Origin of the sequence: Flavobacterium sp. JAS (genome assembly GCF_020991455.1) — a bacterium.
Lineage (GTDB): Bacteria > Bacteroidota > Bacteroidia > Flavobacteriales > Flavobacteriaceae > Flavobacterium.
In genome coordinates this window covers 89,909-104,857 of record NZ_JAJMOX010000002.1, presented here as the reverse complement: position 1 = coordinate 104,857, position 14,949 = coordinate 89,909, and the positions used below count along the sequence as shown (strand labels likewise).

Here is a 14,949-nt window from a genome sequence, read left to right as displayed (position 1 = left end):
TTTGACTTGAAAATTTGCCCACGGATTTTACGGATTAAACTGGTTTGCACAGATTCTATTTTTATCTGCTTAAATCATTTTTAGATGTGGGTGAAAAATAAAAAAATCCGTGTAAACCCGTTTAATCCGCGTCATCCGCGAGCCATAAAAACAATGAAACAAAGAATCAATTTATTAATCGCGTTTTCTGTCATCGCTTTGATCGTTTTGTCAACGGTTCAATGTTATTTGGTAAAAACGACTTACGATTATAAAGTGGCGCAGTTTCATACTGAAATCAAGAATGAAATCGCTCAGATCTCCAATAATTACAGTGATATAGATTCAGTAATTGTTTCTAAAAAAGAAGCTCTTTATAAAAGTTTATCAGAGAATTATATTAAAGGAAAAAAGACCAAACTTGACATTAAAAATGGTGTTCTCGACAATGAATTTCAAGATATATTGACACAGAAAATCAAGCGTAAATTTGAAAGAGATTTACCCAATCTTAAAATTGATTTTGCCATTGTCCTGAATAAATTTATTTTGTATCAAAACACAAAAAAGGCAGATACTATTTTCTCTGAAAAGCCTTTTATACAAAACAAATTATATGGAAATCTGATTTCTTTAAATCATGCTTTTTTGGTTCGAAGTTATGTTGGAACCACAAACGGAACGTACGCCAATGAGGATTATAAATTATTGACCGAAGATTCAATGTATGTTTCTGTAATCGACTGGGAAATGATTATTCTAAGACGAATGATGTTTGTTTTGATTTTGTCTTTGTTATCGATTTTAACGCTTATAACGCTTTTTATTATTGCGATTAAAGCTTTGATCAAACAGAAAAAAGTAAGCGATGTAAAAACCGATTTTATCAATAATATTACACACGAGCTTAAAACACCTTTGGCAACTTTAGGGATTTCTACCAAAATTCTGGAGCAAAAAAACATTCGTGATAATGATGATAATTTCAATTCGATTGTCAATACGATTTCACGCCAGAACAATCGTTTACAAAATTTGATTGATCAGGTTATGGCAAATTCGCTTGCAGAAAACGAAATTGAATTACAAAAAGAAAAAATAGAAACCGAAAATTTTCTTTTTTCAATTATAAATGATTTTAAAATTACATTTCCAAAAATCAATCTTCAAACTGATTTTCAAACGCAGAAAACAGTTTTAGTTTTGGATAAATTCCATCTGACAACCGCTTTTTTAAATGTTTTGGAAAATGCTGTAAAATATGGTTCCAATACGATTACGATAAAAACAAGAATAGTACAAAATCAATTTTCAATTAGTATTGAAGATGACGGAATTGGAATTGAAAAAAACAAACAATCACTTCTTTTCGAAAAATTCTATCGCGTAGAACAAGGAAATCTTCACAATACAAAAGGCTTAGGTTTAGGATTGTACTATGTCAATCAAATTATAAAAGCGCATCAGGGTTCTGTTAGCGTTGTGAGTGATTTAGGAAAAGGAACTCAGTTTACTATTTTATTAAAAGTTTAATTACCATATTTTGAAAAAACTACTTTTAGCCGAAGACGATTTTGATTTTGCTGCAATTTTAAAACAATATTTAGAACTGCATCAATTTGAAGTTATCTGGGCAGAAAATGGAGAAATAGCTTTAGACTATTTTAAAAACCAAACTTTTGATATTTGTGTTTTTGACGTTATGATGCCAAAAATGGACGGATTTTCATTGGCCGAAAAAATAATCACAATCAACCCTGAGATTCCTTTTATTTTTCTAACGGCAAGAAAGTTAAAAGAAGACAAAATCATTGGCTTAAAACTAGGTGCAGACGACTATATCATAAAACCTTTTGAAGTCGACGAACTGATTCTACGCTTGCAGAATATTCTAAAGAGAATCGAACAAAAGAGAACTCTCGACGGAAATAATATAATTGAAATTGGTTCTTATATTTTTGATAATGAAAGATTAACTCTCAATAATAAAAATCATGTCCAGCAGCTCACAGAAATGGAAGCTTCTCTTATTGAGTATTTATATCTGAATCATAACCAGTTATTAAAAAGGGATCAAATTTTAATGTCCATCTGGAAAAAAGACGATTATTTCTCCGGACGAAGTATGGATGTTTTTATCAGCAGGCTTAGAAAATATTTTAATTCAGATCCAAAAATTAGCATTGAAAGCGTTCGTAATATTGGCTTAGAATTTAAAATAGAAAAACCTTGACGAATCAAGGTTTTTCTGTATATTTTTTTTTAGAATTACTTCCCTATTACCCAACCTATTGTAAAGTTAACAATTGGAGAAAATTCAGTATCATATTTATCGAAATTAACTCCGGGTCCAACATTGAATTCCAGATTAAATCTTCCTTTGTAAGTGCGTTGAAATCCCCAAAGTGCTGCTATTGTAAATGAAGGCGCATAATTACCATATCTACTATTCGTAGAGATGGATTGAAAATTATAATAAGCCGACGCAGCAACAAAGTTTCCTGAGTTATATGCTGTTCTTTTTCCTTTGGCAGCTCTTTTTTCTAAATTATAATAATGACGAAGTTGTTCGTTAATCATAGGAAAAAGATACACATTTGATTCATCATAATAGCTACTGTAACGATAACCCGCTCCTAAACATGCCTCTGAATACAAGGTGTTTTTGGTCGAAAAACCATGTTCGTAAACGAATCCCGGAAAGAGCATATTAATCTTAAATTGATTTTTTCTAACAGAAGTTACCGCTTCATCTTGTGCATAAACCCCATTAAACAAAAGGGTCATTAAAAATAAGAACAGATAATTTTTTTTCATTTTGGTTGTTAAATTGGTTGCGCCAAAAATAACATTTAAATCATACAAATCGTACTAAAACAATCTTTTAACACTGTAAATGATATAAGTTTTATACACAATTGTATAACGGTTTCAACAGATTACCTAATAGCTTTGTTATGAACCTTTTAAAACTAGAAATCATGAACCTAAAAAGATTTTTTGGAGGCTTGCTAACCATTCTTGGTATAGTTGGTCTTATTTATACAGCCGTAATATTCGCTGGCACATCCGGAGGAACTAGAGATATTAAATCCCTAATTATTTACGGCATTCTTGGTATCGTATTCTTCATATCCGGAATCAGTTTAGTACGTACCACAAAAGACGAATCATAATTTATTCTGACAACAAAACACTTGCAATCTTTTTATAAAAAGGTGTTTCTACATTATATTTAGCACCTTCTTTTACCACAAATTGCGTCAACGAAATTGCCTCTGTATTTTTGCCTGCCAGTAAATCTCTGTGCATAGACGAGGTCGCTTCTTTTGGTGATTTTTCTAATTTTAAAATGGTTTGCGCTACAATATCATCTGGCAATTTCAGCCCTTTAGCTTTCGCAACAGCGGCAATTTCATGCAATAATTCAACATAAAGTTTTTTAGAATCTGCGTTACTTAAAATCTCACCTATATTCTCATTCAAATAAGAAGTTACAGAAGCTAACGCCGAAATAAAAATGAATTTCTCCCAAACTGTTTCTTCGATATTTTCAACACAATAACTTTCGATTTTTGCCTTTTGAAAGATACCTTGTAATTCTTCTAATTTTGATTTTGAAGCGGTTTTAGAACCAAAAAATAACTTTTCAAAAAATCCTATTTTTCGGATTGTTCCTGGCGAAAAAATCATCGAAACAATATAAACACAACCTTCTAAAATCTCATTTTCAGGAAATAATTTCTGAATACGTTCTGGCGCATCAACGCCATTATATAGTGGAAGAATAACCGTTTTAGGAACGATACAATTTTTCAGCGAAAGCAAACTTTCTTCAATATCATAAGTTTTGGTAGCGCAAATTAAATAATCTAATTCACCAATTTCCTCTGGATTATTCGAAACCAGTTTTGGACGAACAATAAGTTCACTTTCATCTGTAACTATTTTTAATCCGTCCTGAGCAATTACCTTTTGAGTTTCTCCACGCGCAATAAAAACAATTTCAACCGCATCTGATTTATAATACGCTTTTGCCAAAAGTCCGCCAAAATAACCGCCAACTCCGCCTAGTCCTAAAATTCCAATTCTTTTCATAATATTTCTTTTGCCACAAAGGCTCTAAGTCACAATGTTAATTATGCAACACAATGATAAAAAAATCCGTTTAAATCCGCGTTTTCGCTTTAGCGAATCAGTGTCATCCGCGTGCCATCTCGTAAATCAAATTATTCCTCCAAAACAGGCTCTAAATTCAGCTCCGTAAAATCACGTTCTGTTTTCGAAATTATAATTGTTGCTACCGTGTTTCCAATCAAATTTGTTATGGCTCGGGCTTCGCTCATAAATTTATCCACTCCCAATAAAAAGGCCAAACCTTCGACCGGAATTTTATGCAAAGCCGTCAAAGTTGACGCCAGAACTATAAATCCGCTTCCGGTCACTCCTGCTGCACCTTTTGACGTCACCATCAGGATTCCGATTACGCTCAGTATTTCGAAAAAACTCAAATGTACATCATACAATTGTGCCAAAAATATCACCGACATTGACAAATAAATCGAAGTTCCGTCGAGATTAAAAGAATAGCCCGTTGGAATCACCAACCCTACAACAGATTTACTGCAGCCCATCTGCTCCAGTTTCACCATAATACTTGGCAAAGCGGCTTCAGAAGACGAAGTTCCAAGAACCAATAAAAGTTCTTCTTTTATGTATTTTAAAACCGAAAGAATACTGATTTTATAATATCTCAGGATACTTCCCAAAACTAAAAACACAAACAAAGCCATTGTCAGATAGACACATAACATTAATTTCCCAAGTGGAATCAAGGTTTGCAATCCAAATTTACCAATTGTGAAAGCCATTCCGCCAAAAGCGCCAATTGGAGCCAGATACATGACGTATTTCAAACCTGTGAAAACGACTTTCGAAAAGCGTTCTAAAACCAGAATTGTCTGTTCTCTCTTTTTATAAAAATTCAATGCAATACCACAAATAATTGCAGCTAATAAAACTTGTAATGTAAAATTTGAAAAGAAAAACTGCACCCACGAAAAATGTTCCGCCCCGCCTTTTGTATATTGGCTGGCATCTCCAAGAGTCAATGCCGATTTATCAATTTTTCCGGGTTTAAAAAGATAAGCAACGCCAACACCAATAGCGAGTGCCACTGTCGAAACTACTTCAAAATATCCGAGCGCTTTTACACCAATTCGACCTACTTTTTTAAGATTTCCCATTCCGGAAATTCCCAAAACAATGGTCAGAAAAATAATTGGTCCGATAAAAAGTTTGATTAGTGCAATAAATTTTGCTCCTAAAATTTCCATTTTCACACCATTTTCAGGCGAAAAATGTCCGAGTAATATTCCGGCGATAATAGCAATCAAAACCCAAAAAGTAAGATTGGTAATTACAGTTTTAAAAGTACTTTGCTTAGGTTTCCCTGCAGCATTAGGAGAAGTTATATTCATGAAAATAGATTAGAGACATCACAAATATATAAAAAATGCAGACCTATAAGCCGGATTCTGTCTCTGATAAATCAGAGCCTTATCATTTATCTAGATCCCGCATTACTGCGGGACTCAAGCTACCTACCCTTCAACAACGGACGAGAAGCCCTTAAATGCTGATATACTTGGTATTTCACCGCATAGAGTTTACCTGGTTTCACTACAGCATTACCTGTACATACTTTCTGTTGCACTTGTCCTTGCGTCATTTCTAACGCCGACGGGCGTTACCCGCTATGCTTCTCTCTGGTGTCCGGACTTTCCTCCCCCCAATAAATTGAGCGACGATAAGGCGGTCTGCGGCGCAAAAGTAACGATTTATCAACTAAGAATAATGATTTTAAATTTTAGATTTTACCCTCATTTTCATAACTTTTTAATTTTAAATTAGTTATCTTTAAAATCCATAATTTTAAAATTCAATTATTATGATTAGAATGTATCATTACGCAACTGTTTCAAAAGCTTTAGATCAATTGAATGAAAAAGGATTTACATGTGATTTTAATCTAAACTCGGATCTGATTAAAAAAAATCCTGAAAAATTTGAAATTGTTCATGTGTATCGATACGAGGGGGATTCGGACCCAGGCGATGAGGCAGTTGTATACGGAATTAAATCGAGTTCAGGCAAAAAGGGCGTTTATGTAGCAGGTTTCTCCGCCGACTCTGATCAGGAAACCGCAAAATTTTTATTCGAACTAAGCATAAAGGGAAGGTGATTTTTAAGGAGCTATTTCCTGCTATCCGCTTCAATCTTTTGTTGCTCCCGATAGCTATCGGGACCGCCACAAAAGGATTTTCGCTTCTATCAGGGCTAGGGCTTTAGGTTTCATACAGAAATTTTATGTTTTCAAAGCAATTAACCACAATCTAAGTCATTGAGAGGAACGAAGCAACCTCACTACTACAAACGCAAAGTGATTCAGCAAATGAGATTGCTTCGTTCCTCGCAATGACATAAAAAACCAGCGAAAACCCGTTTAAATCTGCGTCATCCGCGTGCCAATCCCAACCCCAAACCAAAAAAAAGTCCATCATAAAATGACAGACTTTTAAAAACAGTACATAAACTAAATTACGCTGTTGGTATTTTTAACTTCCATCCCGGTTGAATCAAGTCAGGATTTTTAATAATATCTTTATTGGCTTCAAAAATTGCCTGCCATGAAACCCCGTGTGCTTTTCCTATTTTTGATAGAGAATCACCACCTACAACAGTATAATCAACTGTTGTTCCTTCGGCAACTGCAATATTCATTACCACATCAGCCGATCTAAATTCAGGATCGATCTTTCCGTAAGCATCCCAAAGTCTTTCTTTATCTTCTGCCGATTTTGCTGTACCATCAACATATAGCACATTATCCTGCTCTCTTACCTGCAAATTAGCCGTACCTAAGTTAGTAGCTAAATCTGTCAACTCTTTGTATTTATCCAGTAAACTCATAACGCTCTTATTTTATAGTTAACTTATTTTCAACTTTTTTCGGTTTCAATTCCTGCACACTTTGAATCAAAGCTGGTAATTGCTCTTTTTTGATCACTCCTGTAAGTGTTACTACACCATTTGCAACTGTAGCAGTCACTCCGCTATATGCTTTCACCACACCATTTACAGAAGTAGTTAAAACAGCATCAGGGTTAATTTCAACTGGAGCCGGAGTAACAGCCACAGGTTCCGGAGCAGCAATCTCGCAATTATTCACCACAGATTTTACTCCTTTAATTCCTTTAGCAATGCTCTCACAGCTTTGTTTACAAGCAGCATCTTTACAAATACCAGAGATAGTAGCAACACCATCTTTTACAGTAACTTCCATTCCGGGCATATCACCCATTTTTGCAGCGATTTCTTTTTGAATATCTGCATCTTTAGGACCACAGGCTACTAATGAAAAAGCAAGACACAGACCTAATAAAATTGATTTAACTTTCATAATGATATTTTTTAAATTAATTAATCTTCTAAGTTAACGAATAAATCAATAAAATATTACAAAATAATCCTACAATTTTAAATCTTATTAATTTCTTAAAATAAGCACATAAAAAAAGTCCTGAATTTTGCTATTTAAGACTTTTTGATTTTTGGCTTTTCGTTGCTCTTAAACTTTCAAGATATTTATTTGGATCAAAATTTTCAGCTCTACCACTGTTAATTCCTTCCTGAATTGCATCTTTCAGTATTACTAAACGATTCTCTTCTTCTTTAGAGGTATTTCTTTCCATGAGCGTATTTCAAGTTTATTTAAAATTATTAAAAGCGTAAAACAATTAATTATTCCAAATAATTCTCAGGATAAAGTGTTTGTCCATACTTCTTAAATATAGCATTTATGTTTTCCTTTTTCTCCAATTCACTACTTGAAGCAGCGCTTTCCATATAATTTGCCATTTCTTCAAACAAATCATCCAATCCCGCTGGAGTTACCGTGCATAAAAGTCTAGCAGGTTTATCACTTAGATTTTTAAATCCGTGAACAATTCCGCCTTTCGGGATATTGACAAAAGAGTTTTTCTTAGCCACATAACTCCCTAATTCTGATTTAAAAGAAACTTCGCCTTCCAAAACAAAAAACGTTTCTGCAAAATCAGGATGCTCATGAGGATTTGGTCCCGCTCCCGGAGGAACCGACATTTCGATTACAGCGTATTCTCCATTAGTTTGTTTTCCTGAGATTATGATTCGGTAATTACCTCCGGCTATTTTTAATTTATGACCTTCGGTTTCATTGACGGTTGTAATTGGAGTTTTCATTTTTAGATTGTTTTATTCTCTGTAATTAATTTAGATTGCGTTCACGAGCGGGACGTTCACGTTAACGGGTACAAAAATGAAAAATACTAAAGATAAGTAAGGATCTTTAATTCGGAGAATAATCAACCTTTGTCAAAACCCGATCTTCAACATTTCCTACTACATCCCCATATTTTTCGGTGTATTGTTTCTTAACATCAATCCATTCTTTATCAGCTTTAAATCCTTCCCAAGCTTTTTTCATTACTGCTTCATTCGGCCATTCTAAAAAATAAACAAACTCCGTTTTCTTATCTGATTTTGATTCGTAAATAGAAATAATTTTAAAGTTATATTTTTTCATGATACGCATTGCATGATCACGAAATCGCTCATGAAATTCTTTCTTGTTGTTTTCGAAAATTTCATAAATACGCAATTGATAAACAGGACTTGATTGAGTCGTATTTTGCGATTTTACAATTGAAGTTGTGATTAATAATAAAGTCAATAAAAATAGTTTCATATAGGATCGTTAATTAAGGTTTTCAATTCTCTATTTCATTTATAACACTGATAACAAAAGGCTTATACTCTAACAAAAATATAAATTAAAATTATAGTTTTCTGAATTAAATCTTTTCATAATCATTGATTTTTTCAGCATGGTGCGATTGCGTCTTTCCTCGCAAGGGCTTTGATTTTCGATTTTAATTACCATCCTTCGACTTCGCTCAGGAAGGCAAACACACAAAAAGTTTGTCTAAATTAGCTTTTTCGCTTTAGTGAATCTGTTTTATCAGCGTTTAATTTAAGATCGCTAATATTAAAAATTGTTAATTTAAACTTCTTACTTTCTCATATTCAAAACACTCAAAATTCGTTCTAATATTTATCAATTTCAGATTTGTGATTTGGCAATTTTCGGACTATATTTGCTATCGAATAAAAAGAATATGGAACAATTTGTAGTATCGGCTCGTAAATATCGCCCGCAGACCTTTAAGGATGTTGTAGGTCAGAAAGCCATTACCAACACTTTGTTGAATGCAATTGACAGCAATCACCTTGCTTCTGCTCTTTTATTCACAGGACCTCGTGGAGTTGGAAAAACAACTTGTGCGCGTATTTTGGCTCGTAAAATAAATCAGCCCGGATATGACGATCCTAACGAAGATTTTGCTTTTAACGTTTTTGAGTTAGATGCGGCTTCAAACAACTCGGTTGATGACATTCGTAACCTTATTGATCAGGTTCGTATCCCGCCACAAACCGGGCAATACAAAGTGTATATTATTGACGAGGTTCATATGTTGTCTTCGGCTGCTTTTAATGCTTTTTTGAAAACATTAGAAGAACCGCCAAAACATGCTATTTTTATCTTAGCAACAACAGAGAAACACAAGATTATTCCAACGATTTTATCTCGTTGTCAGATATTTGATTTCAAAAGAATTACCGTAAAAGACGCTAAAGAACATTTGGCAGAAGTTGCAACAAGTCAGGGAATCAATTTTGAAGATGATGCTTTGCACATTATTGCCCAAAAGGCTGATGGTGCAATGCGTGACGCTTTATCTATCTTTGACCGTGTGGTTTCGTATTGCGGAACTAATTTAACGCGTCAGGCTGTAACCGAAAACCTTAACGTTTTAGATTACGAAACTTACATTAGCATTACTGATTTACTTTTAGAAAATAAGATTCCGGATCTTTTATTGGCTTACAATGATATTCTTGCAAAAGGTTTTGACGGACATCATTTTATAGCTGGTCTGGCCTCGCATTTCAGAGATTTACTGGTAAGCAAAACTCCTGCTACAATCGCTTTACTTGAAGTGGGTGAACAAGCGCAACAAATGTATGGTGTTCAGGCTCAGAAATGTTCTCAGGACTTTTTATTAAAAGGAATCGACATTGCAAATGACTGTGATTTAAAGTATAAATTAAGTCAAAATCAACGCCTTTTGGTTGAATTATGTTTGATGCAATTGGCCTCTATCAATTTTGATGGAGAAAAAAAAAAGTTGAGCAATTCATAATTCCGCCTACTTATTATAAAAATGGAGGTTACTCTATAGTTGAAGTCCAAAGTCCAAAGTCCAAAGTCGAAAGTGCTGAAACTGTAAATCCAACTTCAAAAGTTGAAAATGCAGTAAGTCCAACAGAAACTGAAACTGCCAAAACTTCAAAAGAAGAAACTCCTCAAGCTCCAAAACCTGAAACAAGTAACGAACCTAAAATTTCGGCTTTTTCATTATCCAGTATTCGCAAGAAAAAAGAACTGGAAGCAAGCACTAAATCGTATGTCAAACCTTCTTCTGTACTGCCTACTGAAGAGTTTACAGAAACCGAAATGTTAGTGCAATGGAATAAATATGCGCAGCGTTTGGGCGACAAAGGTTTCAAAATTATGGAAGCGTTATTATTAATTAACGACCCAACTCTTGACGGAACTACCATTACACTTGAATTACCTAATGAAGGCTCTAAATTAGATTTCGAAAGCCAGATACACGGGCTTTTAGGACATTTAAAAGGACATTTACACAATCACGATATCACAATTCAAGTTAACGTAAATGAAGCGGTCGAAATCAAACGAAGCTTAAACGATCAGGATCGATACAATCGTTTGATGGAAATCAACCCAAATCTTGATCTTTTGCGTTCTACATTTGGATTGGATTTAACTTCTTAAAAAAAACGCCACGAATTCACGAATTTTTTTGTTAATCTTTGAGAATAAAAAATTCGTGAATTCGTGGCGAAAATTTATCAATACTACATTTTATTTATTTTTCAGTCCAAAATCATAAATTTTCTCAAGCCATTTTGCTCTTTGAAGACCATCTGCTGTTTTTATGATTCCGATGTAACTGACTTTTACGGGTTTTATTCCGCAGAATTGTAAAGTAGATTTCGTTAATTGATTAACGCTTGGCCGCGCATAGAACAATCTGTAATACCAGCCTGGCTGATCTAAAGTTGTAATAATATGAGCTGTTTTTCCTGTTAGTAATTTATCCCACCAAACCGAATTTTCACGATATTGAAAAGCCATTCCTGGCAAAAATAAGCGATCTATAAATCCTTTTGTGATTGCCGGAAGTCCACCCCACCAAACGGGATGAATCCAAACGAGATGATCTGCTTTTTTAATTTTCTGCCACGATTCTAATAAATCAGGTTCTAATTCTGTACGCTTTTGATAACCAAATTGCAAATTCGGATTGAATTTTAAATCTGCAATCGTTATTGTGTCTACTTCTGCTCCGGAAGCAATTACACCTTTTAAATAAGAATCGGCTATTCCAAAATTAAAGCTTGACGGATTTGGATGTCCGTTTATAATCAGTATTTTTTTCATATTCAACTAGTTTATTTTAATATTAATAGCATGATAACTTTCTAATGCCTCGTAAACTTCCTGAGATGAATGCATTTGATGGCTAAAATAAATTCCATCTGATACTGTTTTACTTAACATTTTCTCTATATGCAAAACTGTCGATAATGCTGTTAATTCGGCTTGACCCTTCACACTTTGCAAACTAATTTTCTTTGTTTTTTGCTGGGTTTTAATAATAATTTCAAAAATGGTCTGATCACCATTTCCACTTGAACCAAACAATAGCTGCCTTTCCTTTAAAGACATGATATTAAAAATTTTAAAGGATTGAAAATACCCCATTAAACGGGTAATAAATTTAGAATTATAAGTCATTTTTACCCAAACGGTTGGTATTTTCTCCACCTGGTTTAAAATGAATAAATCGGGAACATCTAAATTATAAACTTGCCTTTTTCCTATTCCGAATGAAAAATCAAATTTTTCTGAATTCAAAAAATGCTTGACATTTTTAGCTTTATTATTCTCATAAACAATAAAGGGTTTACATATATTTTGCGCCAAAAAATTTGCTGAGCTTTTCCCTGCCAAATCTTTTACCGAATAATAAATATAAAGATTTATTTCTTGAATTTTAGACTTATCACTTTCTACGAAATCAACCAAACTACCCACAATGCCACCCATCCAGCCAGAACTAAAAACAATTCGGCTATTAATATTTTGTTTATACCCTTTAGCTAAATCATATGCGACGGTCAAATCGGGAGTTGGCTTTGTAATATCAACATAATCAATATTATTTTGTATTGCAAATTGCAGAATTTCATTGGTATCATCTTTTGTAGACATTACAATCAAACCAATTTCATTCTCTAAGATAGCACTAAAAGTCTTAGGATTAGCAACATCAACAACTAAACTATTTCTTTGATTGCTTAATTTACGACTCCCAACAAATAAGTTATAGTCAGGATTTCTTTCCTTAAGAATACGTAATATGACTTTACCTACTAATCCTGTTCCTCCAATTATTAAAATATTTTTTCTCATTATTGTAATATTATTTTCAGCAAAAATAATGAGCAAATATTTCTCAGAAACCAGACAAATGTCCTATAAAATTGCTTTTCTGATTCGGCTTAAATGCCTTGGTGTAACACCTAAATAGGACGCCAAATATTGAAGCGGGATTAATTGAAGGTATTTTTTATGATTTTGATAAAGCTCTTCATAACGCTGTGTACCAGATAATTTTTGAAAAGAGACCATTCGTTTCTGAAGTGTTACAAATTCCTTTTCTGTCAATTTACGACCTATTTCCTGCCAATGAACTCCTAGTTCATACAACTTCTCTAAACCTTCACGATTTAAAACCTGTAATTCTGTATCGGCCAAAGCCTGAATATTTTCTTCGGCAACATTTTGGGTTATAAAACTAGAAAAGGAAGCCATAAATTCGTTTTCGAAAGTGAAACAATTGGTGATTTCGTCTCCTTGATGATTGAAAAAATAGGATCTTAAAATTCCTTTTTTGATAAAAACAATTTCATTACATACCTCATTTTCTTTCAATAAAAGTTCTCCTTTTTTGAGTGTTCGAAAAGTAATTAAATCATCTAATTGATCTAATTCGTTTTGAGGCAACTTTTGAATAGATTGAAAAACGGATTTCATTTATAGGATCGTAATTTAAATTTAAAAACATTCTAACACATAGAAACATAGATCCTTATGCATTAAATAAGTGTCGTCATCGAAATTAATCTTTTGATGCAAAAACTTTTTCAATTCTTTTATCGGGAATTAGCCATAACAATGCAACTGCAAAATAAGCGGCTCCTGAAATCCATTCGTTGAAAAACGAAAAGACTATTCCTACGATATATAAAACAGATGATGTGTGTCCTTTTAAATCCCTGCCGATAACTTTGGCTAGTAAGGAGTTTTCTCCTTCATTAACAATTATAGTTCGCTGCAAAATAAAATAAGCTAACGAGCATAATAACAAAACCACGCCATATAAAGTCATGGACGCCTTTGCGAAATTATTTTCTCCCATCCATCCCGTTGCAACCGGAATTAAAGACAGCCAAAAAAGTAAATGCAGATTTGCCCAAAGAATTTTTCCGTTGATTTTGGTCAGACTGTGAATTAAATAATGATGATTATTCCAGTAAATTCCAACATAAACAAAACTTAGAATATAACTTAAAAACTTTGGAATTAGTGGTTTTAAATTGGCAAACTCAACTCCATGAGGCACTTTGATTTCCAGAATCATTATGGTTATGATGATTGCCAAAACACCATCGCTAAAGGCTTCAAGTCTAGTTTTATTCATTTTACAAATTACTTATCTGTTTTTTTTCGCCACGAATTCACGAATTAATATTTCAAACTTTGCGCTTAAAAAATCAGTACTAATTCGTGAATTCGTGGCGAAAATAATTGAGCAAAAATTATATTTTTCCGTAATACATTGCTTTTACGATTCCATCCGAAAGTCCGATTTTAGGAACGTAGATTTGGCGCGCTCCACTCCATTTCATGGCATTCAGATAAATTCTGGTTGCATGAATAATTACGTCGGCACGGTCAGAATTTAAACCTAATTCGGCGATTCTTTGTTCGTAAGTTAATGAATTCAAGAATGCATACTGCGAATTGATATAAATGTATGAAAGCGGTTTTTCCTGTTGTTTTCCAGACATTTTAAACAACTTATTGATATTTCCTCCAGAACCAATCAAAGTTACTTCATCATAATCTGCGGTGTTTGTTTTAATCCATTTTTCGATTTCATCCCAAACCACATCACAAACCATATCATTCAACAAACGAACTGTTCCTGCTTTGAAAGATCTTGAGTTGATCATTTTTCCATCAGAGAATAATGTAAATTCCGTGCTTCCGCCTCCAACATCTACAAAAAGATACGTTTCATCTGTTTTCAATAAATGATGTAAATCTGTTGAAGCAATAATTGCCGCTTCTTTTTTACCATCAATAATTTCAATTTTAATGTCGGCTTTTTTCTTAATCAAAGCGACAACTTCTTTGGCATTATAAGCTTCACGCATTGCCGAAGTAGCAAATGCCATATAACGTTCTACTTTATGTACTTTCATCAAAAGACTGAATGCTTTCATGGCATCAACCATTCGATCTATATTTTCATCTGAAATTTCTCCTACAGTAAAGGCATCTTGTCCCAAACGAATTGGCACACGAACAAGGGAACTTTTATTAAATTGCGGTTCTTTACCCTCTTGTTCTACAACATTGGATATTAGTAATCTCATGGCATTTGAACCAATATCTATTGCTGCATATTTCCTTATATTAATCATACT

The 14,949-nt window shown here is 33.5% G+C and carries 18 protein-coding genes and 1 other RNA gene; 5 read left to right on the top strand and 14 right to left on the bottom strand.

Going from position 1 to position 14,949, the window contains the following annotated elements:
• Positions 1 to 153 precede the first annotated feature (153 nt).
• Together LPB88_RS02750 and LPB88_RS02745 are read left to right on the top strand one after the other, a co-directional pair.
• Positions 154 to 1,512, top strand: a complete 1,359-nt coding sequence (locus tag LPB88_RS02750; protein ID WP_230712262.1) for a sensor histidine kinase KdpD — start codon at positions 154 to 156, stop codon at positions 1,510 to 1,512.
• Positions 1,513 to 1,522: 10 nt separating this feature from the next.
• Positions 1,523 to 2,212, top strand: coding sequence for a response regulator transcription factor (locus tag LPB88_RS02745; protein ID WP_230712261.1), 690 nt, complete (start codon positions 1,523 to 1,525; stop codon positions 2,210 to 2,212).
• A gap of 35 nt (positions 2,213 to 2,247) precedes the next feature.
• On the opposite strand, the gene LPB88_RS02740 is transcribed toward LPB88_RS02745, so the two are convergent.
• The 4 genes from LPB88_RS02740 to rnpB all read right to left on the bottom strand — a co-directional run bounded on the left by LPB88_RS02740 (position 2,248) and on the right by rnpB (position 5,805).
• Complete coding sequence (locus LPB88_RS02740) at positions 2,248 to 2,796, bottom strand: hypothetical protein (protein ID WP_230712260.1); 549 nt, start codon at positions 2,794 to 2,796, stop codon at positions 2,248 to 2,250.
• A 360-nt stretch (positions 2,797 to 3,156) separates the two neighbouring features.
• Positions 3,157 to 4,077 carry a ketopantoate reductase family protein gene (locus LPB88_RS02735; protein WP_230712259.1) on the bottom strand — a complete coding sequence of 307 codons (921 nt, stop codon included), beginning with the start codon at positions 4,075 to 4,077 and terminating at the stop codon, positions 3,157 to 3,159.
• Between the two features lie 131 nt (positions 4,078 to 4,208).
• Complete coding sequence (locus LPB88_RS02730) at positions 4,209 to 5,459, bottom strand: cation:dicarboxylate symporter family transporter (RefSeq protein WP_230712258.1); 1,251 nt, start codon at positions 5,457 to 5,459, stop codon at positions 4,209 to 4,211.
• A gap of 30 nt (positions 5,460 to 5,489) precedes the next feature.
• Positions 5,490 to 5,805, bottom strand: an RNA gene (gene rnpB, locus LPB88_RS02725) — RNase P RNA component class A.
• Between the two features lie 124 nt (positions 5,806 to 5,929).
• Between rnpB and LPB88_RS02720 the strand changes: the two genes are divergently transcribed.
• Positions 5,930 to 6,223, top strand: coding sequence for a hypothetical protein (locus LPB88_RS02720; protein ID WP_230712257.1), 294 nt, complete (start codon positions 5,930 to 5,932; stop codon positions 6,221 to 6,223).
• 356 nt (positions 6,224 to 6,579) lie between these two features.
• Here LPB88_RS02720 and LPB88_RS02715 read toward each other — a convergent pair whose 3' ends face one another.
• The 5 genes from LPB88_RS02715 to LPB88_RS02695 form a co-directional block, all read right to left on the bottom strand.
• The gene (locus tag LPB88_RS02715) at positions 6,580 to 6,951 is read right to left on the bottom strand and encodes a LysM peptidoglycan-binding domain-containing protein (protein WP_230712256.1); all 372 of its coding nucleotides are present in this window, start codon (positions 6,949 to 6,951) and stop codon (positions 6,580 to 6,582) included.
• A 7-nt stretch (positions 6,952 to 6,958) separates the two neighbouring features.
• A complete protein-coding gene (locus LPB88_RS02710) occupies positions 6,959 to 7,441 on the bottom strand; it encodes a BON domain-containing protein (protein ID WP_230712255.1) in 483 nt (160 codons plus the stop codon).
• Between the two features lie 130 nt (positions 7,442 to 7,571).
• Positions 7,572 to 7,733, bottom strand: coding sequence for a type II toxin-antitoxin system ParD family antitoxin (locus tag LPB88_RS02705; protein ID WP_230712254.1), 162 nt, complete (start codon positions 7,731 to 7,733; stop codon positions 7,572 to 7,574).
• A gap of 49 nt (positions 7,734 to 7,782) precedes the next feature.
• Positions 7,783 to 8,262 carry a cupin domain-containing protein gene (locus LPB88_RS02700; protein WP_230712253.1) on the bottom strand — a complete coding sequence of 160 codons (480 nt, stop codon included), beginning with the start codon at positions 8,260 to 8,262 and terminating at the stop codon, positions 7,783 to 7,785.
• 106 nt (positions 8,263 to 8,368) lie between these two features.
• Complete coding sequence (locus LPB88_RS02695) at positions 8,369 to 8,767, bottom strand: NIPSNAP family protein (RefSeq protein ID WP_230712252.1); 399 nt, start codon at positions 8,765 to 8,767, stop codon at positions 8,369 to 8,371.
• Positions 8,768 to 9,197: 430 nt separating this feature from the next.
• Here LPB88_RS02695 and dnaX point away from each other — a divergent pair, with 430 nt between their 5' ends.
• Positions 9,198 to 10,283: a DNA polymerase III subunit gamma/tau gene (dnaX, locus tag LPB88_RS02690; RefSeq protein ID WP_089350285.1), complete on the top strand. Its 1,086-nt coding sequence runs from the start codon at positions 9,198 to 9,200 to the stop codon at positions 10,281 to 10,283.
• Positions 10,284 to 10,597: 314 nt separating this feature from the next.
• Positions 10,598 to 10,942 (top strand): DNA polymerase III, encoded by a 345-nt coding sequence (locus LPB88_RS02685; RefSeq protein ID WP_230712251.1) that lies wholly within the window; start codon positions 10,598 to 10,600, stop codon positions 10,940 to 10,942.
• Positions 10,943 to 11,032: 90 nt separating this feature from the next.
• Here LPB88_RS02685 and LPB88_RS02680 read toward each other — a convergent pair whose 3' ends face one another.
• The 5 genes from LPB88_RS02680 to LPB88_RS02660 all read right to left on the bottom strand — a co-directional run bounded on the left by LPB88_RS02680 (position 11,033) and on the right by LPB88_RS02660 (position 14,946).
• A complete protein-coding gene (locus LPB88_RS02680; RefSeq protein ID WP_230712250.1) occupies positions 11,033 to 11,611 on the bottom strand; it encodes an NAD(P)H-dependent oxidoreductase in 579 nt (192 codons plus the stop codon).
• Between the two features lie 6 nt (positions 11,612 to 11,617).
• On the bottom strand, positions 11,618 to 12,646 hold the full coding sequence (locus tag LPB88_RS02675) for a saccharopine dehydrogenase (protein WP_230712249.1): 1,029 nt from the start codon (positions 12,644 to 12,646) through the stop codon (positions 11,618 to 11,620).
• Positions 12,647 to 12,709: 63 nt separating this feature from the next.
• Positions 12,710 to 13,270 (bottom strand): Crp/Fnr family transcriptional regulator, encoded by a 561-nt coding sequence (locus LPB88_RS02670; protein ID WP_230712248.1) that lies wholly within the window; start codon positions 13,268 to 13,270, stop codon positions 12,710 to 12,712.
• An 85-nt stretch (positions 13,271 to 13,355) separates the two neighbouring features.
• Positions 13,356 to 13,937 carry a TMEM175 family protein gene (locus LPB88_RS02665; RefSeq protein ID WP_230712247.1) on the bottom strand — a complete coding sequence of 194 codons (582 nt, stop codon included), beginning with the start codon at positions 13,935 to 13,937 and terminating at the stop codon, positions 13,356 to 13,358.
• 118 nt (positions 13,938 to 14,055) lie between these two features.
• A complete protein-coding gene (locus LPB88_RS02660) occupies positions 14,056 to 14,946 on the bottom strand; it encodes a Ppx/GppA phosphatase family protein (protein ID WP_230712246.1) in 891 nt (296 codons plus the stop codon).
• Positions 14,947 to 14,949 lie beyond the last annotated feature (3 nt).